The following is a 23,547-nucleotide window of genomic DNA, read 5'->3' as shown; positions in this document are numbered from 1 at the left end:
CCGGTGCGTATTGTGAAAATCACCGACGCGCGTGGACGACTTCTTTCACGATCCCGGCAACACTTCGCGTTCCGTCGATCGTTACCGCCTGTTCGTCCGCGGCCGGCTCTTCCAATGTGGCGAACTGGCTGTCGACCAGGCTTGCGGGCATGAAATGCCCCTTGCGGTTGGCGACCCGCCGCCAGGCGGTCTCGCGATCGATCTTGAGATAGAGGAAGACCATACCGGGGCAGAAGCGGCTTAGCCGGTCACGATAGCTTCGCTTCAGCGCCGAGCACGCCGCCACTGGTTTCCGCCCGCCGGCAACGGAGGCCGCGATGCGCTCGCCTATGGCGTCGAGCCAGCCCGCGCGCAGCGCGTCCGTCAGCGGCTCGCCGCGCGCCATGCGCGCCACATTCTCCGGCGGATGCAAGCGGTCGCCTTCGATGAAGTCGGCGCCCAGCGCCTCGGCGAGCGCCTCGCCGACGGCCGTCTTGCCACAACCGGCAACACCCATCACGACGATGGCCGGCGCCGTCCGAAGATCGTTCATGCGAAGCTCCGGGGTCTGCCGTCTTGCGCTCGCCTCATGCACGGTCAGCGGCTTGCCGGCGCGCGCCCGTAAAGCAGAAGCATGGCGACCATGACGACGCCATAGATGATCTGCCGCCCCGCTTCCGGCATCTGCATGACCGAGAGGATGGATTGCAGGAGAGTAATCAGGATCACGCCCGCCACCGTGCCAAGATAGGAGCCGCGCCCGCCCAGGATCGATGTGCCGCCGAGCACGACCGCGGCGATGGACGGCAGGAGATAGGCATCGCCCATCGACTGCGCCGCCTTCGACGCATAGCCGGCCAAAAGCACGCCGCCAAAGGCCGACAGCCCGCCTGAGACGGCGAAGGCGACCATCACGATGCGGCGCGTGTCGATGCCGGAAAGGTAGGCAGCGCGCTCGCGATTGCCGATCCCGTAGACGGCGCGGCCGAAGCTGGTGCGGGTCAGAGCGAAGACCATCGCGGCGCCGATCAGCGCCCAGATGATGACGGCATTGGGAACGCCCGGAATGGTGAAGCCGGTCGCCAGGTAGCGCATCGCCGCCGTCGCCACATCCTGCGGCGAGAAGCCCCCCGTGTAGACCACCATCAGCCCTTGAGCGACGGCGTTGGTGGCCAAGGTTATGATCATCGAAGGGATGCGCAAATAAGCGACACCGATGCCGTTGACGATGCCGATCGCCACGCCGCACAGCACGCCGAAGGGGATGGCGAGAGCAATGCCGACCGGCCCGTAGGCCGCGGCCGCGCAGGCCATCATGGCGCCTGCCGCGACGGACCAGGGCACAGAGAGGTCGATCTGGCCGAGCAGGATGACCAGCATCATGCCGGTTGCGATGACGCCGAGGAAGGACGCGACCTTCAATTGCTGCAGCAGATATTCCGGCGACAGGAAGCTGCGCGAGTAGAGGCTGCCGAGCAGCAGCAGGATGACGATGCAGGCGAAGGCCGTCAGCACCGCCGGGTCGGCGCGCCGGATGAATTTCGGCATGCGGCCGGCGATGCCGCCCATGATGCCGCCAAGCGTCGTTTCGCTCACAGGAACCACTCCAGCCGGTTGCGCACCCGAAACAGCGCGAAGGCGCCGAGGCTGACCGCGATCAACAGGATAACGCCCTGGAACAACGGCTGCCAGAGCGGATCGAAGTCGAAGACGAACAGGAGGTCGCCGATGGTGCGGAAGGCAAGCGCGCCAAAGATCGCGCCGATGGCGCTGCCCTTGCCGCCGAACAACGACACGCCGCCGAGCACGACCGCCGCGATCGAGAACAGCGTGTAGGCATTGCCGCTCGCATAGGCCGCCTCGCCCGTATAGGTGAAGAAGGTTAGGAACAGGCCGCCGATGGCCGCAAGCAGGCCGGCAAGCGTGTATGCCAGAAACTTGCCCCTGCGGATCGGCACGCCAGACATGTAGGCCGCGGTCTCCGATGAGCCCGCAGCATAGGCAGCGCGCCCAAGTTCGGAGCGACTGAACGGCACCCAGACGATAAGCACGATGACGAGCAGCGCCACGAGGCTTGCCGGCACCACGCCGAAGAAACGCCCGGTCAGGAAATCCGCGAGGTCCTCGTTGACCGAGCCGCCCGGCACGGGGCGCAAAAGCAGCGCCAGGCCGAAAAAGACGGCGCCCGTGGCGATGGTGGCGACGATCGGCTGCAGCCGGCCGTAGATGACGATGGCACCGTTGACCGCCCCGCAGATGAGCCCGGTTCCGAGCACCGCCAACACGCCGAAGGTCGTCTCCAGGCCGGTGCCGACCACCAGCCAGGAAGCCATACAGTTGGTCAGCGTGAAGATCATGCCGACGGAAAGGTCGATGCCGGCGGTGATCACCACCAATGTCTGCGCCATGGCGACGAAGGCGAGCAGCACACCTTTGTTGGCGGCGGTCTGCACGACATTGGCGGTGAAGCCCGCCGGGTGGTTGGCGCTGTAGATGGCGAACATGACGATGAAGATGCCGAAGGCCAGAAGCGTTCCGCGCTCCTCGGCCAGCCAATAGCGCCAATCCTTCACGCCTTTCCTCCCACCCCGGTGCGGCGGTCGTCGCCATGGATGTTGAGCGCGGTGGCGATCAACGCGTGCTCGGTGATCCCCTCGCCGACCAGTTCGCGTTTGATCGCACCGTCATAGAGCACCAGCACGCGGTCGCAGCAGCCGATCAGCTCGTCATAGTCCGTCGAATAGAACAGGATCGCGGCGCCCGCATCCGCCAGCTTGCGCATCAGCTGATAGAGCTCCTGCTTGGTGCCGACATCGATGCCGCGAGTCGGATCGTTGAGCAGGATGATGCGCGGCTGCCGCATCAGCCATTTGGCAATCACCACCTTCTGTTGGTTGCCGCCCGACAGGGCTCCGACGGGAATGTCGAGCCCCGCCGTCTTGATCGCCAGCAGCCCGACCATGTCGTCGATCAGGCGCTGTTCGGCGGCGCGGTCGATAATGCCCGCTTTCGACAACCTGTCGAGCGCCGCGAAGGACAGGTTCTCGCGCACCGTCATCGGCAGCATCAGTCCTTCGGTCTTACGATCCTCAGGGATCAGCGCCATGCCGATGCGGCCATGGCTGGCCGCGGTCGGGCTGGCGATCGAAACCGGCTTGCCGTCGATCAGCACCTCGCCGCGCAGGCCGCGCAGCACGCCGAAAAAGGCCAACAGCAATTCGCGCTGACCTTGCCCATCAAGGCCGCCCAGGCCGACGACTTCGCCGGCCCTGACGCTCAACGAGATGTTGTCCAGCCGGTCGGCCCAGGAGAGATTGCGCGCTTCGAGCACCGGCGCGGCGGCCGAGGCGGCAACGGGTTTCGGCGGGAAGATATGGCTGTATTCGCGGCCGATCATCAACTCGACCACCTCATTGTCGCTCTTCGAGCCGGCGGGGTAGCTGGCGACATTGCGGCCGTTGCGGAACACCGTGCAATGGTCGGCGAGTTCGGCAATCTCGTTCATGCGATGCGAGATATAGAGCAGTGCCAGTCCTTCCGAGCGCAGCCGCTTCAACACCGCGAAGACCTTGGCGACATCCGCCGCCGTCAGCGCCGAAGTCGCTTCGTCGAGGATCAGGATGCGCGGCTTGCGGGCGAGCGCCTTGGCGATCTCCACCATCTGCCGGCGCGACAGCGGCAGGTCCTTGACCAGGGCGCGGGGATGGATGTCGGAGGCACCGGCGCGTGCCAGCGCTTCCTTCGCGATGCGCCGCTGCGCCTTGCGGTCGATCATGCCGAAGCGCTTCGGCGGATCGGAAATGACGATGTTGTCGGCGACGCTCAATTCCGGGATCAGCGACAGTTCCTGGAAAATGCAGACGATGCCGGCCTGATTGGCCGCGGCCGGCGATGCAAATGTCACCTCGCGGCCGTCCAAGCTCATGGCACCTTCATCCGGCGCGACGACACCAGCCATGACCTTGATCAAAGTCGATTTGCCGGCGCCGTTCTCGCCGAGAATGGCGTGGATGCTGCCGGCCGTGACGGTGAGATCGGCCTTTTCCAGGGCGCGCACACCGCCATAGCGCTTGGATATGCCTTCCATGCGGAAGAGCGGAGCCGCGCCGTCCATCTGCCCTCCCCAAGCCGGTTCGTGATTGGCATCAAGCGCCGGCGTCGCGATTTTCGCGACGCCGGCGTGTCAAACTATTTGTTTTCCTTGGTCTGGCCCATAATTTCCTGCGCGGTGAAATTGATGCCGCAGGTCGGGAAGGAATTGCCGACGAAGAAATTGTCGGACTGGTCGGGGAAGAAATCCTGCCCCGCCTTGAAGTTCGGATCCTCGACGACGGCCAAAGGCAGCTTGATCGACTGCGGCACGACATTGCCTTCGAGCGCGGCAATCGCCGTCTTGATGGCGACGGCAACCTGGGCCGGGCCGGTACCCGCGGACGAGCATTTCAGCCCGTCGGCTGCATGCGCGGCACAGAATTTGCGGAAGCCGTTTTCCGTCTCGCCGCCGAACGGCACGAACGGATGCTTGGCGTCGATCATCGCCTGCACGATCCCGGTGTCGCCGCCTTGCCCTGTGATGCCGTCGAACGGTCCACTGGTGGCGATCGCGTCGGCCGTGGCTTTCTGCGCCACGCCGTCATCCCACTTGCCGACGACCTCGGTGACGTTCCATTTCTTGCCCGAGCCATCGAGCACCTCGTGGATACCCTTGTGGCGATCGGTGTCTACGGAAGTGCCGGCAACGCCGCGCACCTCGAGTACCTTGCCGCCGTTCGGCACATGCGAGACCAGCCATTTGCCCCAGAGCTCGCCGAGGCCTTTCTGGTCGACATTGACATTGATGGCGTCCTTGGTGTCGAGGATGTTGTCGAAGGCGACAAGCACGACGCCTGCTTCCTTGGCGCGCTTGATGACCGGTCCGAAGGCGGTCGGATTTTGTGCGTTCACGACGATCGCATCGAAGCCGGAATCAATGAAGTTGTTAATCGCCGAGATCTGCGCCGGCACATCTTCACCGGTCGATACGACCTTGAATTCCTTGAGTTTCTTGGCGACATCGGGCTGCGCCGCATAGGCCTTGGCGGTCTGGATCATCTGAATGCGCCAAGTGTTCGCTATGTAGCCGTTGGCGAGCGCGATGCGGTAGGGCCCTTCCTTCTTCGGATATTTGAAAAATTGCGTGTCGGCCGCCCAAGGCGCAAAGCAGCCCGGCTCCGCCCCAGGCCCTTTGACCACTTCAGGACCGGCGATCGCCGATGAACCCAGCATGACGAATGCAGTGGCGGCAATGACGCCGCCAACGAGTGACTTGATCATCGATATTCCTCCCAGTTGCAGTTCTGCTTGTTTATGAAGTCTGGCGCTGTCGTTCGGCGTACTTCGCCGTCGAGCAGCCTAGCGAGCGGTCTGCGCCGCCCTGATCCTCCTCTCCCCCTCACCTATGCGACATTTAGAACGTTATCATATTATCCATAATAAACAAGCGAGCGCCTGTTGCTTATGTATAATAAACAAGCTCGATTCCGAGTTAATGTCGATTTTACAGACAAATGGTAGCGCTACCCATGTGAGGCTGTAAAGCGCCATGTTTCATCATCTTGGTATTCTCAGCGCGCGGTGCTCTCGCGCCGCATGAGCTCGAAACCAAGGTCGACGATCCGCTGTTCCGGACGGCTTCCAGTGATCGCCGACAGCGCCATGGCGACGGCGCGGGTGCCGATTTCATAGCGGTGCGTCCGCACGCTGGTGATCGAAGGAAACGACACCTGCATCATGTCGAGATCGTTGAACCCGACAATGCCGATCTGCTTGGGCACGTCGATCGAGGCGCGACGGCATTCGAACAGGACGCCGAGCGCGATATCGTCATTGTTGCAGAACACGCCGTCCAGCGTCGGCATCTTGGCCAGCGCGTCGCGGAACAGCTCGCGCCCGAGGCTCACGCTTGATGGCACGGGCGTTGTGGTGATCAGCCGCGGATCGAACAGACCGGCGGCCTCCATGGCGGCGCGGTAGCCGGCAAGACGCCGCTGCGAGCGCGGATCCATCCTGGCGCCGATGAAGCCGATCTTGAGGTATCCGGCTTCAAGGAGGTGCTCGGCCGCCGTCCTGCCGCCGTCGAAATGCGAGAAGCCGACCATCATGTCGACCGGGTCCGGCCCGGTCTCCATCACCTGCACCACCGGACAGCCGGCATTCTCCAGCAGTCGTCGCGCGCCGGGGGTCTGGTCGATGCCGGCCACGATCAGCGCCGCCGGTCGTTGCGATCCGAAAACCTGCAACAGCCGTTCTTCCTCGAGGCCAGAATAATGGGTGTTGCCGATCTGGATGCGGAACGGACTGTCCGACAGGCTGTCATAGATGCCGCGTACCACTTCGGCGAAGACGTTGTTGGTCAGCGAAGGAACCAACACGCCGAATACTTCGGCGCGCGCCGAGGCAAGCGCGCGGGCGTTCGGGTCGGGCACGTAGCCGAGTTCGTCGACCGCGGCCTGTATCTCCCGGCGAAGGTCCTCCGACACCCGTCCGGGCTCGCGTAACGCGCGCGACACGGTGATGGCGCCGACGCCGGCCTTGCGCGCGACATCGGCGATGGTCGGACGGCCGCCGCCGCGACGGGAGCGCGGCTTGGTCAACGCCTTGTCCCCCTGCCTTCGACGTGCGGCTGCACCATCAGGACCGGCATCCGTATCATCGCGCCACCAAGTCAGCCCGCCAAGTCAGCATTGCCGATTGGCGTCGCGCATGCGTCAACCGTTGTCAAGCAAGCCGATGTCGGCGCCCGAGGTCCGTCAGGCGACCGCCGTGACGCTGCGGTTTGCTTTCCACATCAACAGCGCGATGGCCGCAAGGTTGACGAGGTTCCAGCCGATGCCATTCAGGAAGGCTGCCGCGTAAGACCCGGTAAGATCATAGATCCAGCCCGACATCCAGCCGCCGACCGCCATGCCGAAGATCGTCGCCATCAGGACGATGCCGACGCGCCGGCCGGCTTCCCTCGCCGGCATGTAATCGCGCACGATGATGGCGTAGCAGGGCACGATGCCGCCTTGCGACAGGCCGAAGACCAGCGAGACGACATAGAGCGAGGCAAGCCCGTCGAAGGGGATGTAGAAGAGCAGCGACAGGCACTGCAGCGCCGAGCCGATCAGCAGCGTCTTCACCGCGCCGATGCGGTCGGCGAGGAAGCCCGAGCCGATCCGGCTGACAACGCCCGCCGCCAGCATGATCGACAGCATGTCGGCGCCGCGCGCGACGCCGTAGCCGAGATCCATGCAATAGGCGACGATATGCACCTGCGGCATCGACATCGCCATGCAGCAGCCGAAGCCGGCAATCACCAGCAGGACCTGCAATTGCGAGGGCGACAGGGAGATCGGCTGCACCGGCCGCGCGCGAGGCGTGCCGGAGATGCCCTCATGCGGCGCGCGCCGGCGCAGCATCAGGACCAGCGGCACCATGGTGATAAGGCAGATGACCCCGATTGCCGCATAAGTGACACGCCAGCCATGGCCTTGCATCAGATAGGGCATGATCGTCGGCCAGACCGCCCCGGCAATGTAGTTGCCGGACGCCGCCACCGTCACCGCAACGCCGCGACGGCGGTTGAACCAGTGCGAGACGTCGGCGATCAGCGGCCCGAAGATCGCCGAACAGCCGACGCCGATCAGCAGGCCTTGCGCGAGCGTCACGCCCAGGATCGAATTGGCGAGCGATGCCAGCAGAAATCCCGCGCCCAGCGCGAGCGAAGCGGCGAGCGCCGGTATCCAGTATCCAAAGCGATCGATGGCGCGCCCGATCAGCACGTTGCCTGCGGCAAAGCCCACCATGGTCGCCGTAAAGGGCATCGAGGCAGCGGCGCGATCGATGCCGAATTCGGCCTGCACCGCGGGCAGGACCACGACCACCGCCCAGGTGCCGACGCCCCCGATTGTCGCCAACAGCAAGGAAATGCCGAGCCGCATCCATGCATAGAAGCTGTCTATGCCGGCGTTGTTTGCCGTGTTTTCTGGAAGTGTCGTCACGGCGTCTCCTGTCCGCGATTTCTTCGAGATCGCGTGTTTGAGCGCATTATCGGCCCATTTTCCGAGCCGAGCAGCACCACGACGGGCAAATCCGTGGCTCCAGAACCCGGAACCCGCCTCGCCTCACCGAGTTTGCCTCAGAGCAATTCCAGGAAAAGTGTTTGACGGTTTCCCGTCCGGAATTGCGTGGAAACAAAGAGATGGAGCGGTCCGGCGGTGAACGCTGAACCACTCCAGCATGGAGTTTCGCCATGACCGCCAAAAAGAAATGGTCTGCCGAAGTGACCGAGCACAGCGATGCGCTCGATCTCGAAGAGCACGTCTTCGAATCCGACGACGCCAAGAAGATCGCCGCCTCGCTGAAGCGCTCGGCCGAGCACAGCGACCGCCGCAAGGCCGAGCCGTTCCAGTCCGCCATGTCGATGTTGAATTTCTACATCAACCGCGCCGGCAAGAACCTGCCCGAAGAGCGCAAGAGGGTGCTGGAAAAAGCAAAGGACGAACTGCGCGTCGCCTTCGGCCGCGAGAAGCAGAATTAAGTTCTGCAACGGAAGGTCCGTCGAGATTCAGGTCAGGCCGAGCTGAGAATGGCGGCTTCCGAGAACCGGCCTACGCCGGCCGTAGCCTTCATAGGCAGAGACACTTATGAGGGCTTCGGCCGGCGAAGGCCGGAGCGGAGCGGACTTAAAATACGTGAGCACCGGGAGCGCAGGAAGCCGCCATTCGCAAGCCGGCCTCACCTGAATATCGATGGAGCTCAGCGCGACTGGATCACTTCGTCGGTATTGGCCAGCAGCTTGCGGACCGCGTTGCGCGCCGCGTCCGGCCTCTTCAGGCGAATGTTCCTCTCGATCGCTTCATGCAACTTCTGAGCATGATGCAGGTCGTCCCGCTCGCGCGTGGTGTAGGTGAACAGATGATCGAAGGCGGATTCGATCAAGACGCCCAGCGGCACCAAGAGGTCGTTGCCCGAGGCCCTGAGGATCGCGAGATGGAAACGCGTGTCGGCGCGCGTGCGCTCCTGCAGATTGGTAGCCTCGCCCATTTCGCGGCAGGCCTGGCTGATCTCGGCCATCTGCTCGTCGGTGCGCCGCAGCGCAGCGAAGGCCGTCGCCTCCGGCTCGATGATGTGGCGGAATTCCTGCACCGTCTTCAGGAACACCTCGCGATCCGGCGACGTCGCGTACCAGGACAGCACGTCGCGGTCGAGCAGGTTCCAGCGTTCCTTCGGCTCGACCCAGCTGCCGATCTTCGGTCGCGACGCCAGAAGGCTCTTTGCCATCAGCATCTTGATCGCCTCGCGCACCGCGGAGCGGCTGACGTCAAAGGTCTCCGACCATTTGGCTTCATTGGGCAGGATGGTGCCCGGCGGATAGTCGCCGCGCACGATCCGAAGACCGATTTCGCTCGCAAGCGAAGCATGCACGCTGGCACCGGGGATGCGTGACGCGTTGGCGCGGCGAATGCCGGACGGACGTTCCGCCGTTGCCATTTTTTTCGACCTTTTTTCGTTGTCTGGCTTCGCGTCCCGCATAGGTTCACAAAATCCCGTTTTCAGAGCCTGTCAAGCGCGGCAAGCCCGCTTTGCCACAACCTGCCAAGATGTGCACAGCTCAACCGGCATTTGCCGCCGCCTCACATCACCTTGACGTATTTACGCCAGCTGTGCTCGGGCCGGAAACCGAGCACGTCGCGCGCCTTGCGGTTCGAAAGCAGCGTTTCATATTCGCCAAGCTCGGCCTTGACCGGCACGCCAGGATAAAAGCGTTTCAACAGCTCTGCCGTCGGCAGGTCCGACGAGGTATCGTCATTGGCCGCGTTGAACACCTGATACCCCAGGCCGTCCTTCTCGATGGCCCGCAAGGTGATCTGGCCGAGATCGCGCGCGTCGATGTAGCTCCAGGCGATGCGCTTGCGGAAACCGGGATCGGCGAACCATTTCGGGAACAGCGAATATTCGTTCGGCTCGATGACGTTGCCGATGCGCAGCGCATAGATGTCGGCGCCGCTGCGCAGCGCGAAGGCCCGCGCCGTCTTCTCGTTGACGATCTTCGATAGCGCATAGGAGTCCATCGGGTCGACGTCATAATCCTCGTCGAGGGGGAAATGCGCGGGGTTGCGCGGCTCGTTGGCGAAGACCAGGCCATAGGTCGTCTCCGAGGAGGCGATGATAACCTTGCGGATGCCGAGCTTCACCGCCGCCTCGATGACATTGTAGGTGCCCATCGCGTTGATGCGGAACACCTCGTTGTCCGGCGTGATCATGATGCGCGGGATGGCGGCGAAATGCACCACGGCGTCGACCGGTTGTGCCCTCAGCGACGGGTCGAACTCGTGCAGGCCCATATAGCTCGACAGCGCATTGAACACCTGTCCGCTGTCGGTGATGTCGGTGATCAAGGTGCGAACCTTCGGATTATCGAGCGGCTTGGTGTCGATGTTGAGCACCTGGCAGCCATGCTCGACCAGATATTCGACGACATGCCGGCCGGCCTTGCCGCTGCCGCCGGTGAACATGATCCGTTTCGTCATTTTGCTCTCCACAAGACTCGAGAATTATGTGTATTGTCAGACAATATGGTATTCCGCGATCGCCCGCCACCCGCGATCCGCGGAAACCTTCTCGACAATAGCCCGCCGCGCGGGCGCCCATCACCACGAAAGACAGGGAAGAGACGATATGAGCACCACCGCTGCCCGCGAGAACATCGGTTTCATCGGCCTTGGCCTGATGGGGCACGGCATTGCCAAAAACATCGTCGACAAGGGCTATCCGCTCACCTTCCTTGGCCGCAAGAACCGCAAGCCTGCGGAAGACCTTTTGGGACGCGGCGCCAGGGAAGCGGCCACGTCCAGGGAGGTGGCCGCTGCCTCCGACATCGTCTTCATCTGCGTCACTGGCTCGCGTGAGGTGGAGGCGATCATCCGCGGTCCCGGCGGGCTGAAGGAGGGCCTGAAGCAAGGCTCGGTGGTCGTCGATTGCTCGACCTCCGATCCGGTCTCGACCATGGCCCTGGCCGCCGAGCTCAAGGCGCTCGGCGTCGACTATGTCGACGCGCCGCTCAGCCGCACACCGAAGGAGGCCTGGGAAGGCACGCTCGATGCCATGGTCGGCGCGCCGGACACGGTGTTTGCCAGGCTGAAGCCGGTGCTCGAGACCTGGGCCGGCCGCATCGTCCATATCGGCGACACCGGCGACGGCCACCGCATGAAGCTGCTCAACAATTTCGTCTCGCTCGGTTACGCGGCCATCTATTCGGAAGCGCTCGCCTTGGCCGAGAAGGTCGGCATCTCGCCGGCGCGCTTCGACAGCGTCATCCGCAACGGCCGCATGGATTGCGGCTTCTACCAGACCTTCATGCGCTGGACGCTGGAGGGCGACCGCGACGCGCACAAATTCACCATCGCCAATGCCTTCAAGGATCTCACCTATCTGGAATCGATGGCCGGCGCGGCCGGCATTGCCAACCCGCTCGGCAACGCCACCAAGAATTCCTTTGCGACGGCCTTCGCCACTGGTCCCGCGGAACAGTATGTGCCGATGCTTGCCACCCATATCGGCAAGCTCAATGGCGTCGACCTGATGCCTTCGAAGGACGGCGTGAAGCAGAAGATCTGAGACGAAAACGCCCTTCATCCAGAATGCAAACTTTGAAAAAGTCAGGGGCGCCTCGCGGCGCCCCCTTTTACGTTTGTTCCGGATGGACCAGCGCCTACTTCTGGATGCAGGTGTCGGCCGTTTCCTTGGTGCATTCGTCGAGGCCGGTGAAGACCGGATCGTCGACCTTCTTGCCGCCGATGAGGTCGAGCATCACCGCCGGCGCCTTGTAGCCCATTTCGAAAGGCCGCTGGCCGACCAGCGCGGTCACCAGGCCTTCCTTAGCGATCGCCACCTCGTCGCCGATCGTGTCGGCGGCGCCGATGACGAACTCGTTCTTGGCGATCTTGTCGGCCATCGGCTTGAACAGGTCGCGATAGGGCTGCGGCGCGCCGAACAGCGGCCAGCCGCCCATGATGCCGAAGGCGTCGAGCTTCGGGTTGGCGGCGAGGATGTCGGTCATCGCCTGTACGCCCTTGGCGCCGTCGTCATTGGTGAACACCGGGCAGCCGGCGACTTCGGTCCAGCCGCCTTCGCCCTTCAGCGCCGGGAGGCCTTCCTTGCCCGACAGCGCATCGCGCATGCCTTGCGCGCGGCGCAGGATGTTGTCGGCCGCCGGATTGCCCTCGATCGTGCAGATCGTGCCGCCATTCGGCTTGGCCTTCTTGATGTACTCGCCGATCTTCTTGCCCATCAGGTAATTGTCGGTGCCGAGATAGGTCTTGCGAAGGGCGGCGTCTTCCTTGGCAAGGTCGGCGTCGACCGTCATGATCGGGATCGACGGATTGGCGCTCTTGATCGTCTGCGCGATCAGCGGCGCGTTCGACGGCGAGATCGCCATCGCGACGGTGTCGGGCTTGCTCAGCATATCCTGCACGATCTGCGCCTCGCCCGCTTCGTCCGAGGTCGATGCCGGGCCGGTGTAGAAGCACTCATATTCCGAGCTGGCGTTTTCCTTGTTCCATTTCTCGCAGCCCTGATGGATGGCCTCGAAGAACGGATTGTCGAGACCTTTCACGACGATGACGAGCTGTTTCTTGGCCAAAGCCGGCCCGGCGCCCAACGCCATGGCGGCGACGGCGGCAAGCAAAAGTGTTTTCCTCATATCAGTCCTCCCTTGAAACAGACGGACACCGCGTGCCCGCCACACTGATCAGCCCGGATGCATAAGAACCATGACGAGCATCTCATGATGTTCGCGTCCCGCCCCCGGGCTGATAAGCATTTGCCGATTCGTCTGCCCGAATACCGACGCAGCCAAATCCTTGACCATCAAACCAGCTGCCCGCCCTCCGCCGGATGGATGGACGATTGGCAAAGCCTTCCTTCGAGGCCTAGCTAATATCGGCTTTTCGCCAGCGTCAATTGCTATTTGTCCTACAAAACCGATTTTTCGTCGAGTCTCGAAATTAATCGTCGGACAATTGATTGACGCCCCCGTCCGCTTTTGCCTAAATGCGTGGACGCACCGTTCCGGAGGAGACGGACGGGGCAAGACGCAAGCGGCGCCGCCGGGTCCGGCGGCCAGTTGCGGCAATAAAGGGGAGGCTTAAAGCTGGTGTCGGTTCTGGAACTCGCCAACATCTCGAAACATTTTGGCGCCATCCAGGCTGTCAACGATGTATCGTTTTCGCTGGAAGCCGGCGAGGTCGTCGGCCTGATGGGCGACAACGGCGCCGGCAAGTCGACGCTGGTAAAGATGATTGCCGGCAATTTCCATCCGAGCCACGGCACTATGCGGCTGGACGGCAAGGAGCTTGTCATGCACAAGCCGGCGGACGCCCGCCAGCACGGCATCGAGATCGTCCACCAGGACCTTGCGCTCTGCAACAATCTGACGGCCGCGGCCAACGTCTATCTCGGCCGCGAGCTGCGCCGCGGCTTCGGCCCGCTCCGCATCCTCGATTATGGCGCGATGTACAAGCGCGCCGGCCAGCTCTTCGCCGAGCTGAAATCCGAAACGCGGCCGCGCGACCTCGTCAAGCAGATGTCGGGCGGCCAGCGCCAGGCGGTGGCGATTGCCCGCACCATGTTGTCGCAGGCCAAGATCGTGCTGATGGACGAGCCGACGGCGGCGATTTCGGTCAGGCAGGTGGCCGAAGTGCTGAATCTCATCCGCCACCTGCGCGACCAGGGCATCGCGGTGGTGCTGATCAGCCACCGCATGCCGGACGTGTTCGACGTCGCCGACCGCGTCATTGTCATGCGGCGCGGCCGCAAGGTGGCCGACAAGAATATCGCCTCGAGCTCGCCCGAGGAAGTCACCGGGCTGATCACCGGCGCCATCGAACAGGTTGCGTGATCGCGCGGAACGTCGCGCCCGCCTCTCAGGAAAGGTCGATAATGGCAGTCACTCTTGACCAGACGATCGCGCAGAAGCAGCACACTTTCGTGTCGCGGCTCTTTGCCAACCAGACTTTCTGGGTGGTGATCGCGGTCATCCTCGCCTGCCTGTTCCTGTCCGTCGCCACCGATTCCTTCGCCACGTCGAAGAACATCTTCAACATCACCCGCAACGTCACCTTCGTCGCCATCGTCGCGCTGGGTATGACCTTCGTCATCATCACCGGCGGCATCGACCTTTCGGTCGGTTCGGTGCTGTGCCTTTCCTCGATGGTGCTCGCCGTTACCATGCATGCCGGCTATTCGATTGAAGTGGGCATCCTGGCCTCGATCGCCACCGCGCTTGCGATCGGCGCCTTCAACGGCATTCTCATCGCCTATCTCGGCTTCCCGCCTTTCGTGGTGACGCTCGGCATGCTGTCGGTGGCGCGCAGCCTCGCCATGGTCGCGTCCAACAACACGGTGGTCTTCCAGTTCGGGCCGGACCACCAAAAACTTCTGGCGCTGGGCGGCGGCGCCTGGGTGTTCGGCATCGCCAACCCGGTGCTCTACATGATCCTCCTGGCGCTGATCACCGGCTTCATCCTGCGCTTGACCAAGTTCGGCCGGCACATCTTCGCCATCGGCGGCAATGAACATGCGGCGACGCTGACCGGCGTTCCCGTCAAGCAGATCAAGGTCGTCGTCTACATGATCTCGGCGCTGTCGGCAGGGATTGCCGGCATCATCCAGACCGGATGGCTGGGCGCCGTCACCACCAATCTCGGCAACGGCATGGAGCTGCAGGTGATTGCCGCCACCGTCATCGGCGGCGCCAATCTCGCCGGCGGCGTCGGCACCGCGCTCGGCGCTGTCGTCGGCGCCGCCCTGATCGAGGTGATCCGCAACAGCCTCGGCCTGCTCGGCATCAACGCCTTCTGGCAAGGCACCTTTATCGGCGGCGCGATCATTCTGGCGGTGCTGTTCGACCGCATCCGCAACTTCCGGCGCAGCGACTAGCTCCTATCGCCCAGTCTGAAAATCGGTCCGGACGGGCGACGCGAGATGGCCATCATTCCTGCCTGCCTTGACGCGACCGCACCCCGGCCGCACTATTCTATGGCAGGCGAAGGGAGGGCAGTCGCCTGCGGGAGGAACGATACCCATGACGGACGCGATCAGGCTCTATTGGGGCCGGTTCGGACATGTTTCCGTGCTGAATGTCGCCAACGACTTCGTCACCCATGCCCATGGCGAGGCGCATCTCATCATCTGGTTGGAAGGCACGGCAGGCGAAATGACCATCGGCCGCGAAACGGTGCGGCTTGGGCCCGGCACCGCGGCCGGCATCAATTCGTTCCAGCCACACAGCCATGCGCTCTCCCGCGACGGCAAGCCTGGCCTGTTCCTCGCCTTCTACATCGACCCGGATTGGGCGCGCCGGCGCCGCGACCTCCCCTCGTCGGCGCCGCTGTTCACGCAGGCCGCGATCACGCTAGAGCCCTGGCTGCACCAGGCGGCGGCGAACCTGCTCGATCACCTGACCGACAATGAGAGCATCGACGACGTCGCCAATTACGAGATCGAGCGTTTCATCGACAGCGTGCTCGATGCGGCGGATGCTTCGGCGCCGCAGATAGCCCGCGCCCGCATCAACACGATGCTCGACTTCCGCGTCCGCAAGGCGATCCAGCTGATGAAGGCCAATGTCTGCGAGCGCATCTCCTTCGACGATGTGGCTCGTTCGGTCGGGCTCTCCCGGCCGCATTTCTTCGCGCTCTTCAAGGAACAGACCAACCTGACGCCGAACGTCTACTGGAACACGCTGCGCATGGAGGAAGCCGTGCGCCAGCTGCAGTGGTCGCAGGAACCACTGATCTCCGTCGCCTGCAATCTCGGCTTCACCACCCAGGGCAATTTCTCGCGCTTCTTCCGCGACCATATCGGCGTGCCGCCGACGCTCTACCGCGAAGCCGCTCGGGCGACAGCGTAAGGCGCGTTGAGATTCAGGTCAGGCCGAGCCGAAAATGGTGGCTTCCGAGAACCGGAGCGGAGCGTACTTTAAGGTACGTGAGCACCGGAAGCGCAGGAAGCCGCCATTTGCAGGCCGGCATCACCTGAATATCGACGCGCCGGTTTTTCCGACTGGTTGATATGCGCTCAAGACGCATTGATAAGCGCGGGCCCGTCGGCCGCTCTAGCCTGCTCCCGATCTTTGCAAGAGGACCAGTCTATGGCGAAAGTCACCATCTCCAGCGTCATCGACGCGCCGGTCGAGCAGGTCTGGGCGCGCATCCGCGACTTCAACGGGTTGCCCAGTTGGCATCCGCGCATGGTGGAAAGCCATATCGAGGACGGCAAGGACGCCACTACGATCGGCTGCGTGCGCAACTTCCAACTGGTCAGCGGCGCAAGGCTGCGCGAGAAGCTGCTGGACTTCTCGGATGAGAACTTCCTGGTCAGCTATTCGATCCTCGAAACGCCGCAACCGCTCACCAATCACAAGGCGACGCTGCAGTTGCGGCGCGTCACCGACGGCAACCGCACTTATGCCGAATGGACGGCGAGCTTCGACGCCGCGCCCGACGAAGCCGACAAGCTGGCCGAGGGCATGGGCGCCAATGTCTTCCAGGGTGGTTTCAACGCCCTGAAGGCCCATTTCGCCGGCCAGAGCTGACGGAGCGCGCCATGTCGCTTGCGCTGCAGACTTTTTCGAGCGTGAAAGACGCCAACGCCGCGCTGCAGGCCGCCGGCACGCGTTATCTCGGCGGCGGCACGCTTGTGGTGCGCGCCGCCAATGAAGGCGACGTTTCCGTCTCCAGCCTCGTGCGCGTCACCGATCCCGGCCTCTCGCAGATCGCGGTTTCCGGCGGCAAGATCCGGCTCGGCACTTCGGTCACCATGGCCGCGATTGCCCGTCATCCAGAGCTCACCGCGCTTGCGCCGGCCGCGCGCGCCGTCGGCGGGCCGGCGATCCGCAACATGGCGACCGTCGGCGGCAATCTGTTCGCCCCTGCCCCTTACGGCGATTTCGCGGTGGCGCTTCTGGCGCTGGACACGACCGTCGTCACCGAAGCTGGCGAAGTGCCGATCGAGACTTTTTTGGCCGATCGCGACACCAGCCGCGCCATAGTGACGGCCGTGGATGTTGCATCGCCCAAAGCCGAGAGCTTCCGCTTCCTGAAAGTCTCGCGCGTCAAGCCGAAGGGTGTGTCGGTGCTGAGCATCGCCGCGCTTCTGGAACTCGCGCCGGACGGCACGGTGACCTCGGCGCGCATCGCGCTGGGCTGCATGGCCGATCGGCCGATCCGCGCTTTAGCGGCCGAAAAGGCGCTGCTCGGCTGCAAGCTCACGCCGCAGGAGATCGCGCCGGCGCTGGCCGCCGCGGGCGAAGGCATCGCGCCGATAACCGACCCGATCGCCAGCGCCTGGTATCGCGCCGAGGTTCTGCCGGTCCATCTCGGCCGGCTACTGCTTGACTAATATCCGTGGGGGACGCGCGTCTGTCCGGCCGATCCGGGCAGGCGCGCAGGGAGGAAAAATGGCGAAGGTCCCGGTTCAATTCACACTCAACGGCTCCGAAAAAGCCGAGTTCGTCGAAAGCGGCACGACGTTGCTCCATGCGCTGCGCGACAAAATCGGCGACACCTCGCCCAAGGGCGGTTGCCACCAGGGCACCTGCGGCGCCTGCTCGGTCATCATTGATGGAGAACTCAGGCTCTCCTGCCTGACGCTGGCTGAAACCTGCGGCGGCGCCGACATCAGGACCACCGCCGGTCTCGCCGAAGGCGGCGTGCTGCACCCGCTGCAGCGCGCTTTCCTCGACGGCTTCGCCACACAATGCGGCTTCTGCACGCCGGGCATGATCATGGCCGCAAAAGTGCTGCTCGACCATACGCCCAACCCCAGCCGCGAGGACGTGGTCGAGGCGCTGTCCGGCAGCATCTGCCGCTGCACCGGCTACGAGCCGATCATCCAGGCGGTGCTCGCCGCCGCGCGCGCCAACTCGCAGAACGCCGCCTGAGGGGACGAGCCATGGAACTGCGCAAGGATTATTTCGCCGATGTCCGCAAGGACGGCCTGCACGAGATCGGCCAGGGCCGCCCGCGGCTCGATTCGCCGGGACATGTCACCGGCAAGACCCCCTATTTCGCCGACCGCAACTTCCCGGGCATGCTGCATCTGAAGATGGTGCGCAGCCCGCACCATCATGCCCGCATCCGCTCGATCGACACGTCGGAAGCGGAGAAGCATCCGGGCGTCGTGCGCGTGCTGACCGCCAAGGATGTGCCGCACAATGTCTACACCATCCTGATCCTGATCCAGATCGGTCCCGAGGACGAAACCGTGCTCGCCGACGGCAAGGTGCGCTGGAAGGGCGAGGCCGTGGTGGCGGTGCTGGCCGAGACCGAGCGCGCGGCGCAGGAAGCCGCCGCCAAGGTCAAGGTCGACTATGAGGTGCTCCCCGCCGTCTTCGACATGGAGGAGGCGCTGAAGCCCGGCGCGCCTTTGGTCAACGAATATCACGGCCAGAATTACTACCTGTATGACAGCGGCGAGTGCCGCAAGGTGCGCTTCGGCGATGTCGAGGCGGGCTTTGCCCAGGCAGACCACATTCTCGAACAGTCCTACCAGTCCTCGCCGATCGAGCACGCGCCAACCGAGACGACCGGCTGCGTGGTGGCGCCCGAGGGCAATGACCGCTTCACCTGCTACACCAACACGCAGGCGATGTTCTTCACCCTCGACAACACCTCGATCATCCTGCAGATGCCGGGCTCGAAGCTGCATTTCGTCGGCGGCACGGTCGGCGGCGGTTTTGGCGGCAAGGTCGACGTCATCGTCGAGCCGATCGCCATCCTCGCGGCCAAGCTAACCGGACGCCCGGTCTGTTTTATCTACAGCCGTGAGGAGGAGATGCAGATCTCCTCGCCGCGCGCGGCCGAAAAGGTGATCATCAAGGACGGCGTCATGAAGGATGGCCGCATCGTCGCGCGCAAGGTGACCGGCTACACCGATGCCGGCGCCTATTCGCGCCACTCGCCCTATGGCGCCCAGAAGGGCGCAGCGCACTATCCCGGCCCATACACGATCCCGAATGTCTGGATCGACACCTATTGCGTCTACACCAACCGCACCCCATCGTCGGCCATGCGCGGCTTCGGCGTCACCATCGGCGACTTCGCGCTGGAAGTGCAAATGGACAAACTGGCGCGGCTGATCGGCATGGATCCGCTCGAATTCCGCTTCATCAACGCCTATCGCGACGGCGACATGAAGGCGCATCGCCAGCCGACCGAAGGCGCGGCGCTGATCGAATGCATGCAGGAAGCCTCGCGCGCCGCCAACTGGCCGGTGGCGGAAAAATACATGGCAATGTCCTCCTACAGGAAGGGGGCCTGAAATGGCGATCCGGCGTGGACGCGGCGTCGCCGCGATCAACTATCCGACCGGCATGAATCTCGGCGGCGACCCGACGCAGGCGCTGGTGCATTCGACCCCGACCGGCAATTTCATGGTCACGCTCTCCAGCGTCGATCTCGGCCAGGGCATGAAGCAGATCATGGCGCAGATCTGCGCCGAGACGATCGGCGTGCCGACCGACCGCGTCGTTATCGACACCGCCGACACCGACACCGGTCCGCACTGCATGGGCACCTTCGCCTCGCGCGGCACGCACCGCGCCGGCAACGCCGTCATCCAGGCGGCCAAGGAAGCCCGCCAGGTGATGCTGGAAGTGGCCGCCGAGGAGCTGGAGGTAAACGCCTCTGACCTTGAGACCGACGGTCAGGGCAACATCCAGGTGAAGGGCGCGCCGCAAAGATCGATCTCGATCTTCGATGTAGCGCTGTCGGCGCATTTCAAGCGCGGCCGCTCGATCTCGGGGCGCGGCATGTTCCTCATTCCGCGCTCCTACCCGGAAAAAGAGACCGGCGCGATGAAGCCTTCCACCTGCTACGCCCATGCCTGCACGGTGGCCGAGGTCGAGGTCGACGACGAGACCGGCGAGGTGACGGTTCTCACCGTGAAGAACGTCTTCGAGATCGGCCGCGCGCTCAACCCAAAGATGGTCGAGCAGCAATTGGTCGGCGGCTCGTGGATGGGCATCAGCCATGCGCTCTACGAAACGACCGAACCGTACTATCCGAGCCGCGACCATGCTGGCACCGACTTCAACCAGTATCTGATGCCAGGTCCCGGCGATCTGGCCGAGACCGAGATCATCGTCTTGGAGCGTCCTTCCGCCGATGGACCGTTCGGCGCCAAGGGTCCGGGCGAGATGTGCGCCAACCCACAGATCCCGGCCGTCGCCAATGCCGTTTTCGACGCCGTCGGCGTGCGCATCGACACCTTGCCGATCACGCCCGAGCGCATCCTGCGCGCGCTGAAGGCGCAGGCCGCGAGCTGAGGGGAAGATGACCAGCGCCGACGTCGCTGAGGTCGTGGCTTCGCCGGAGGCGATCGCCGCACGCCTTGCCGCTTCGCGCTATCTGGCCGACGACAGCCTCGCCACCGCGATCTTCCTGGCGATCCGGCTGGGCAAGCCGCTGCTACTTGAAGGCGCGCCGGGCGTCGGCAAGACCGAGGCCGCCAAGGCGGTCGCCGAACTGCTTGGCCGCGAGCTGGTACGGCTGCAATGCTATGAGGGCATCGACGCCGGGCATGCGCTCTACGAGTGGAACTACCAGCGCCAGCTGCTTGCCATCCGCCATGCCGGCGAGCACGAGATCGACATCTATGACGACCGTTTTCTCATAGCCCGGCCGCTGCTGCAGGTGCTTCGCGCGCCGGAGCAGCGCGTGCTGCTGGTCGACGAGATCGACCGCTCCGATCATGAATTCGAGGCGCTGCTGCTCGAATTCCTATCCGACTTCCAGATCAGCATCCCGGAACGTGGCACGATCCGCGCCGCGACGCAGCCCATCGTCATCCTCACCTCGAACCGCACCCGCGAATTGGCGGAGGCGCTGCGCAGGCGCTGCGTCTATCACTGGATCGGCTATCCCGACGCCCAGCGCGAGGCCGAGATCATCATGCTGCGCGCACGGGGCGTCGCTGAGGCGACCGCACGAGCGGTGGCCAACGCCGTGCAGGAGATCCGCGCGCGGCCTCTGGCCAAGCCGCCCGGCATCGCCGAAACGGTCGAATGGGCGAATGCCGCTACCATCCTCGAAAAAGGCGGCAGCCCGTGGCCGCAAGCCTTCCGCCGCGCCATCGGCGTGCTGATCAAGGACGAGGAGGATTTGTCGGCGATTGCGCCTGAGCTGGGGAGGATTGTCGAGGAGGCATTGGGGTGATGAGCAATCGCAACGCGCTCGCGCTATCTTGTAGGGCGAATGCGCAGCGCTGGCGGGACGGCACCCCCCTCTGTCCTGCCGGACATCTCCCCCTCAAGGGGGGAGATCAGACGTCACGCCGGCTTTCGCCAATCTTCGACTTCGCAGGATTGAGCAGAGCGCCCAAGCTGCCAATCTCCCCACTACGGGGAGATGTCCGGCAGGACAGAGGGGGCGCGAAGGAATGAGGCGTCCGGAAGACCTGCCTCGTCCCGCCGCGCCCTTCCTCGGCTTCGCTCGTCTGCTGCGCAGTCACGCCTTCGCCATCGCGCCGGAACAGGTGACCAGCTTCATGCAGGCCGTGACCCTGCTCGGGTCCCGCTCGATGAACGACATCCGCGAGGCGGCCCTTGCAACACTGGCGCCCTCGCCCGATCGCCGCGGAGAATTCGAGACGCATTTCCGCGCTTATTTCTACAGCGACGCCAAGCCTTCGATCGGGGGCAAGGAGGAGGACGAAACCCGCGTAAAAGACGAGCGCGGCACGCGCGACAAGGAAAATCAAACCGCCCGCCAGGAGAAAGGCGGCGAGTTGTCCTCGGCGCTCGAGCAGTTGAGCAGCCGCAATTTCCAGCGCGACGCCGACGAACTCGGCCAGTTCCGCCGCAAGCTCGCGTCCGCCCTGCCCGCGCGCCGTTCCTTCCGCACCACGCGCACGCGTTCGCGCGGCGCGCTCGACCTCCGCCGTTCGCTCAGCGAAATCGTCAGCGCCGATGGCGACATCCCCTCGCCGCTGCTGCGCCGCCGACAGGCCGTATCGCGAAAACTGCTTCTGCTCATCGATGTCTCCGGCTCGATGAAGCTGCACACCGCCGATTACCTCAAGCTGGCGCACGCGGCGGTGCAAGGCGCGGACCGTGCCGAAGTCTTCACCTTCGGCACCCGCCTTACCCGCATCACCTCGGCGCTGCGCATTCGTGACCGCGAGCAGGCGCTCGCCCGCGCCGCGGCGCTTGTCGATGATTGGGATGGCGGCACCCGCATGGGGCCGACATTGCTGGCCTTCCTGTCGGTGCCGCGCTTCTCCGCCTTCGCGCGCGGCGCCTGCGTCGTCACCCTGTCCGACGGGCTGGAACGCGGCAGCCATGCCGAGCTGGAGATCGCGATGCGGCGGTTGAGCGCCCGCGCCTTCCGGCTGTCGCTGGCGAGCCCGCTCGCCGGTGATCCGCGCTTCCGCCCGGAAACTGCGGCGCTCCGCGCCATCCTGCCGGCGCTTGACGATCTGGTCGACGGCTCGTCGGTCAAGAGCCTGACCGATTTCATCCTGTCGCTCGCCCGTCCTGCGCCTGCGGCCGCTTCCATCTGGAAAAGGATATCGTGATGCAGAAAGCCATCGACGCGCATTTCCACATCTGGCGCCAGAAGGATCAGCCCTGGTTGGTCGGACCGATGGTGCCGCGCATCTTCGGCCCCTACGAGCCGATCCGCCGCGACTATCCGATCACGGAGTTTCTCGAGGACCAGAAAGGCTCGGGCGTCGAGAAGGCCGTCTATGTCCAGACGAACTGGGCCAAGGAGGATTTCGAAAAGGAGGTCGCGTTCCTGCAGAAGACGGCGCAAGAAACCGGCTGGCCGCACGCCATCGTCGGCTATGCCGACATGACGGTCGACGACGTCCGCCCGCAGATCGACCGGCTGATGAAATACAAGCTGTTGCGCGGCGTGCGCATGCAGCTCCACTGGCACGAGACGCCCGCCTTCCGTTTCGCCGTCTCGGCCGACCAGGTGATCGATCCGAAAGTGCGGAAGAACGTGGCGCGGTTGAAGGATTACGGCCTCTCCTTTGACCTGCAGCTCTTTCCCGCGCAGATGAAGGACGGGTTGACACTAGTCGGCGAAAACCCTCAGACGAATTTCATCCTCACCCATGCCGGCATGCTGACCGGCATGGAACCGGAAACCACCGAAGCATGGAAGGCGGGTCTGCGCACGCTTTCGGCAGCGCCCAATTTCTACGCCAAGCTCTCGGGGCTCGGCACTTTCGTGCACCGCAACGATCCGGAGCTCATCGCCTACATCGTCGACAACGCGGTCGAAATCCTCGGCAGCGACCGGCTGATGTTCGGCTCGAACTTCCCGATCGAGAAGCTCTGGACCAACCATGCCGAGCTGATCCAAGCGCACCGCGCGGCGGTTGCAAGGCACGGCGCCAAGGCGGAGGCGGATATCTTCTGGAATACGGCCGCGAAGGTGTATCGGCCGGTGTAGAGGTCTTCCCTTCTCCCCTTGTGGGCCTGTTGCGTAATTGGCTGGTTGTGATTCTCTGAGAAGGAAGCTCGGAGGGAATCGC

At 64.1% G+C, this 23,547-nt stretch carries 23 protein-coding genes; 13 read left to right on the top strand and 10 right to left on the bottom strand.

What is annotated here, in order from left to right:
- Window positions 1-19: 19 nt before the first annotated feature.
- The 7 genes from LB553_RS29555 to LB553_RS29525 all read right to left on the bottom strand — a co-directional run bounded on the left by LB553_RS29555 (window position 20) and on the right by LB553_RS29525 (window position 7,940).
- A complete protein-coding gene (locus tag LB553_RS29555; protein WP_224518486.1) occupies window positions 20-532 on the bottom strand; it encodes a gluconokinase in 513 nt (170 codons plus the stop codon).
- A gap of 44 nt (window positions 533-576) precedes the next feature.
- Window positions 577-1,548 carry an ABC transporter permease gene (locus LB553_RS29550; RefSeq protein ID WP_263484310.1) on the bottom strand — a complete coding sequence of 324 codons (972 nt, stop codon included), beginning with the start codon at window positions 1,546-1,548 and terminating at the stop codon, window positions 577-579.
- Between the two features lie 23 nt (window positions 1,549-1,571).
- Complete coding sequence (locus tag LB553_RS29545) at window positions 1,572-2,552, bottom strand: ABC transporter permease (protein ID WP_224518484.1); 981 nt, start codon at window positions 2,550-2,552, stop codon at window positions 1,572-1,574.
- Complete coding sequence (locus LB553_RS29540; RefSeq protein WP_224518483.1) at window positions 2,549-4,093, bottom strand: sugar ABC transporter ATP-binding protein; 1,545 nt, start codon at window positions 4,091-4,093, stop codon at window positions 2,549-2,551. The genes LB553_RS29545 and LB553_RS29540 overlap by 4 nt, the downstream gene beginning before the upstream one ends.
- A gap of 74 nt (window positions 4,094-4,167) precedes the next feature.
- Window positions 4,168-5,292 (bottom strand): sugar ABC transporter substrate-binding protein, encoded by a 1,125-nt coding sequence (locus LB553_RS29535; protein ID WP_224518482.1) that lies wholly within the window; start codon window positions 5,290-5,292, stop codon window positions 4,168-4,170.
- A 290-nt stretch (window positions 5,293-5,582) separates the two neighbouring features.
- Window positions 5,583-6,611: a LacI family DNA-binding transcriptional regulator gene (locus LB553_RS29530; protein ID WP_224518481.1), complete on the bottom strand. Its 1,029-nt coding sequence runs from the start codon at window positions 6,609-6,611 to the stop codon at window positions 5,583-5,585.
- 156 nt (window positions 6,612-6,767) lie between these two features.
- Entirely contained in the window at window positions 6,768-7,940 is a 1,173-nt protein-coding gene (locus LB553_RS29525) for an MFS transporter (RefSeq protein WP_224518494.1), read from the bottom strand.
- Between the two features lie 311 nt (window positions 7,941-8,251).
- On the opposite strand from LB553_RS29525, the gene LB553_RS29520 reads away from it, so the two are divergent.
- Window positions 8,252-8,539 carry a DUF3175 domain-containing protein gene (locus LB553_RS29520; protein WP_224518480.1) on the top strand — a complete coding sequence of 96 codons (288 nt, stop codon included), beginning with the start codon at window positions 8,252-8,254 and terminating at the stop codon, window positions 8,537-8,539.
- Between the two features lie 218 nt (window positions 8,540-8,757).
- Here LB553_RS29520 and LB553_RS29515 read toward each other — a convergent pair whose 3' ends face one another.
- Both LB553_RS29515 and LB553_RS29510 read right to left on the bottom strand, forming a co-directional pair.
- On the bottom strand, window positions 8,758-9,534 hold the full coding sequence (locus LB553_RS29515) for a FadR/GntR family transcriptional regulator (RefSeq protein ID WP_224518479.1): 777 nt from the start codon (window positions 9,532-9,534) through the stop codon (window positions 8,758-8,760).
- A gap of 101 nt (window positions 9,535-9,635) precedes the next feature.
- Window positions 9,636-10,532 (bottom strand): NAD-dependent epimerase/dehydratase family protein, encoded by an 897-nt coding sequence (locus tag LB553_RS29510; protein WP_224518478.1) that lies wholly within the window; start codon window positions 10,530-10,532, stop codon window positions 9,636-9,638.
- On the opposite strand from LB553_RS29510, the gene LB553_RS29505 reads away from it, so the two are divergent.
- Window positions 10,438-11,619: an NAD(P)-dependent oxidoreductase gene (locus LB553_RS29505; protein ID WP_318011545.1), complete on the top strand. Its 1,182-nt coding sequence runs from the start codon at window positions 10,438-10,440 to the stop codon at window positions 11,617-11,619. The genes LB553_RS29510 and LB553_RS29505 overlap by 95 nt on opposite strands.
- Before the next feature lie 94 nt (window positions 11,620-11,713).
- On the opposite strand, the gene LB553_RS29500 is transcribed toward LB553_RS29505, so the two are convergent.
- A complete protein-coding gene (locus LB553_RS29500) occupies window positions 11,714-12,703 on the bottom strand; it encodes a sugar-binding protein (protein ID WP_224518477.1) in 990 nt (329 codons plus the stop codon).
- Window positions 12,704-13,156: 453 nt separating this feature from the next.
- On the opposite strand from LB553_RS29500, the gene LB553_RS29495 reads away from it, so the two are divergent.
- From LB553_RS29495 to LB553_RS29445, 11 genes are all read left to right on the top strand, one after another.
- On the top strand, window positions 13,157-13,900 hold the full coding sequence (locus LB553_RS29495) for an ATP-binding cassette domain-containing protein (RefSeq protein ID WP_224518476.1): 744 nt from the start codon (window positions 13,157-13,159) through the stop codon (window positions 13,898-13,900).
- Between the two features lie 41 nt (window positions 13,901-13,941).
- Entirely contained in the window at window positions 13,942-14,940 is a 999-nt protein-coding gene (locus tag LB553_RS29490; RefSeq protein WP_224518475.1) for an ABC transporter permease, read from the top strand.
- A 145-nt stretch (window positions 14,941-15,085) separates the two neighbouring features.
- Complete coding sequence (locus tag LB553_RS29485) at window positions 15,086-15,913, top strand: AraC family transcriptional regulator (protein WP_224518474.1); 828 nt, start codon at window positions 15,086-15,088, stop codon at window positions 15,911-15,913.
- A gap of 240 nt (window positions 15,914-16,153) precedes the next feature.
- A complete protein-coding gene (locus LB553_RS29480; RefSeq protein WP_224518473.1) occupies window positions 16,154-16,597 on the top strand; it encodes an SRPBCC family protein in 444 nt (147 codons plus the stop codon).
- An 11-nt stretch (window positions 16,598-16,608) separates the two neighbouring features.
- Window positions 16,609-17,403: an FAD binding domain-containing protein gene (locus LB553_RS29475; RefSeq protein WP_224518472.1), complete on the top strand. Its 795-nt coding sequence runs from the start codon at window positions 16,609-16,611 to the stop codon at window positions 17,401-17,403.
- A 58-nt stretch (window positions 17,404-17,461) separates the two neighbouring features.
- A complete protein-coding gene (locus LB553_RS29470; RefSeq protein WP_224518471.1) occupies window positions 17,462-17,944 on the top strand; it encodes a (2Fe-2S)-binding protein in 483 nt (160 codons plus the stop codon).
- An 11-nt stretch (window positions 17,945-17,955) separates the two neighbouring features.
- The gene (locus tag LB553_RS30625; RefSeq protein ID WP_263484304.1) at window positions 17,956-19,323 is read left to right on the top strand and encodes a xanthine dehydrogenase family protein molybdopterin-binding subunit; all 1,368 of its coding nucleotides are present in this window, start codon (window positions 17,956-17,958) and stop codon (window positions 19,321-19,323) included.
- A 1-nt stretch (window position 19,324) separates the two neighbouring features.
- Window positions 19,325-20,329 carry a xanthine dehydrogenase family protein molybdopterin-binding subunit gene (locus LB553_RS30620; RefSeq protein ID WP_263484303.1) on the top strand — a complete coding sequence of 335 codons (1,005 nt, stop codon included), beginning with the start codon at window positions 19,325-19,327 and terminating at the stop codon, window positions 20,327-20,329.
- Window positions 20,330-20,336: 7 nt separating this feature from the next.
- Window positions 20,337-21,218, top strand: a complete 882-nt coding sequence (locus LB553_RS29455) for an AAA family ATPase (RefSeq protein WP_224518470.1) — start codon at window positions 20,337-20,339, stop codon at window positions 21,216-21,218.
- Window positions 21,219-21,441: 223 nt separating this feature from the next.
- Window positions 21,442-22,578, top strand: coding sequence for a vWA domain-containing protein (locus tag LB553_RS29450; RefSeq protein WP_224518469.1), 1,137 nt, complete (start codon window positions 21,442-21,444; stop codon window positions 22,576-22,578).
- Window positions 22,578-23,465, top strand: a complete 888-nt coding sequence (locus LB553_RS29445) for an amidohydrolase family protein (RefSeq protein WP_224518468.1) — start codon at window positions 22,578-22,580, stop codon at window positions 23,463-23,465. Before LB553_RS29450 ends, LB553_RS29445 begins: the two co-directional genes overlap by 1 nt.
- Window positions 23,466-23,547 lie beyond the last annotated feature (82 nt).

The sequence above is a fragment of the Mesorhizobium sp. CA8 genome (genome assembly GCF_020164955.1).
GTDB lineage: Bacteria > Pseudomonadota > Alphaproteobacteria > Rhizobiales > Rhizobiaceae > Mesorhizobium.
This window is presented reverse-complemented; position numbering and strand designations above follow the sequence as displayed.

Coding starts and splice junctions, on each gene's coding strand:
- LB553_RS29555 (WP_224518486.1), bottom strand. CDS start 532: ATGAACGATCTTCGGACGGCGCCGGCCATCGTCGTGATGGGTGTTGCC.
- LB553_RS29550 (WP_263484310.1), bottom strand. CDS start 1,548: ATGGGCGGCATCGCCGGCCGCATGCCGAAATTCATCCGGCGCGCCGAC.
- LB553_RS29540 (WP_224518483.1), bottom strand. CDS start 4,093: ATGGACGGCGCGGCTCCGCTCTTCCGCATGGAAGGCATATCCAAGCGC.
- LB553_RS29535 (WP_224518482.1), bottom strand. CDS start 5,292: ATGATCAAGTCACTCGTTGGCGGCGTCATTGCCGCCACTGCATTCGTC.
- LB553_RS29525 (WP_224518494.1), bottom strand. CDS start 7,940: ATGCGGCTCGGCATTTCCTTGCTGTTGGCGACAATCGGGGGCGTCGGC.
- LB553_RS29520 (WP_224518480.1), top strand. CDS start 8,252: ATGACCGCCAAAAAGAAATGGTCTGCCGAAGTGACCGAGCACAGCGAT.
- LB553_RS29515 (WP_224518479.1), bottom strand. CDS start 9,534: ATGCGGGACGCGAAGCCAGACAACGAAAAAAGGTCGAAAAAAATGGCA.
- LB553_RS29505 (WP_318011545.1), top strand. CDS start 10,438: ATGTTGAGCACCTGGCAGCCATGCTCGACCAGATATTCGACGACATGC.
- LB553_RS29510 (WP_224518478.1), bottom strand. CDS start 10,532: ATGACGAAACGGATCATGTTCACCGGCGGCAGCGGCAAGGCCGGCCGG.
- LB553_RS29500 (WP_224518477.1), bottom strand. CDS start 12,703: ATGAGGAAAACACTTTTGCTTGCCGCCGTCGCCGCCATGGCGTTGGGC.
- LB553_RS29490 (WP_224518475.1), top strand. CDS start 13,942: ATGGCAGTCACTCTTGACCAGACGATCGCGCAGAAGCAGCACACTTTC.
- LB553_RS29485 (WP_224518474.1), top strand. CDS start 15,086: ATGACGGACGCGATCAGGCTCTATTGGGGCCGGTTCGGACATGTTTCC.
- LB553_RS29480 (WP_224518473.1), top strand. CDS start 16,154: ATGGCGAAAGTCACCATCTCCAGCGTCATCGACGCGCCGGTCGAGCAG.
- LB553_RS29475 (WP_224518472.1), top strand. CDS start 16,609: ATGTCGCTTGCGCTGCAGACTTTTTCGAGCGTGAAAGACGCCAACGCC.
- LB553_RS29470 (WP_224518471.1), top strand. CDS start 17,462: ATGGCGAAGGTCCCGGTTCAATTCACACTCAACGGCTCCGAAAAAGCC.
- LB553_RS30625 (WP_263484304.1), top strand. CDS start 17,956: ATGGAACTGCGCAAGGATTATTTCGCCGATGTCCGCAAGGACGGCCTG.
- LB553_RS30620 (WP_263484303.1), top strand. CDS start 19,325: ATGGCGATCCGGCGTGGACGCGGCGTCGCCGCGATCAACTATCCGACC.
- LB553_RS29455 (WP_224518470.1), top strand. CDS start 20,337: ATGACCAGCGCCGACGTCGCTGAGGTCGTGGCTTCGCCGGAGGCGATC.
- LB553_RS29450 (WP_224518469.1), top strand. CDS start 21,442: ATGAGGCGTCCGGAAGACCTGCCTCGTCCCGCCGCGCCCTTCCTCGGC.
- LB553_RS29445 (WP_224518468.1), top strand. CDS start 22,578: ATGCAGAAAGCCATCGACGCGCATTTCCACATCTGGCGCCAGAAGGAT.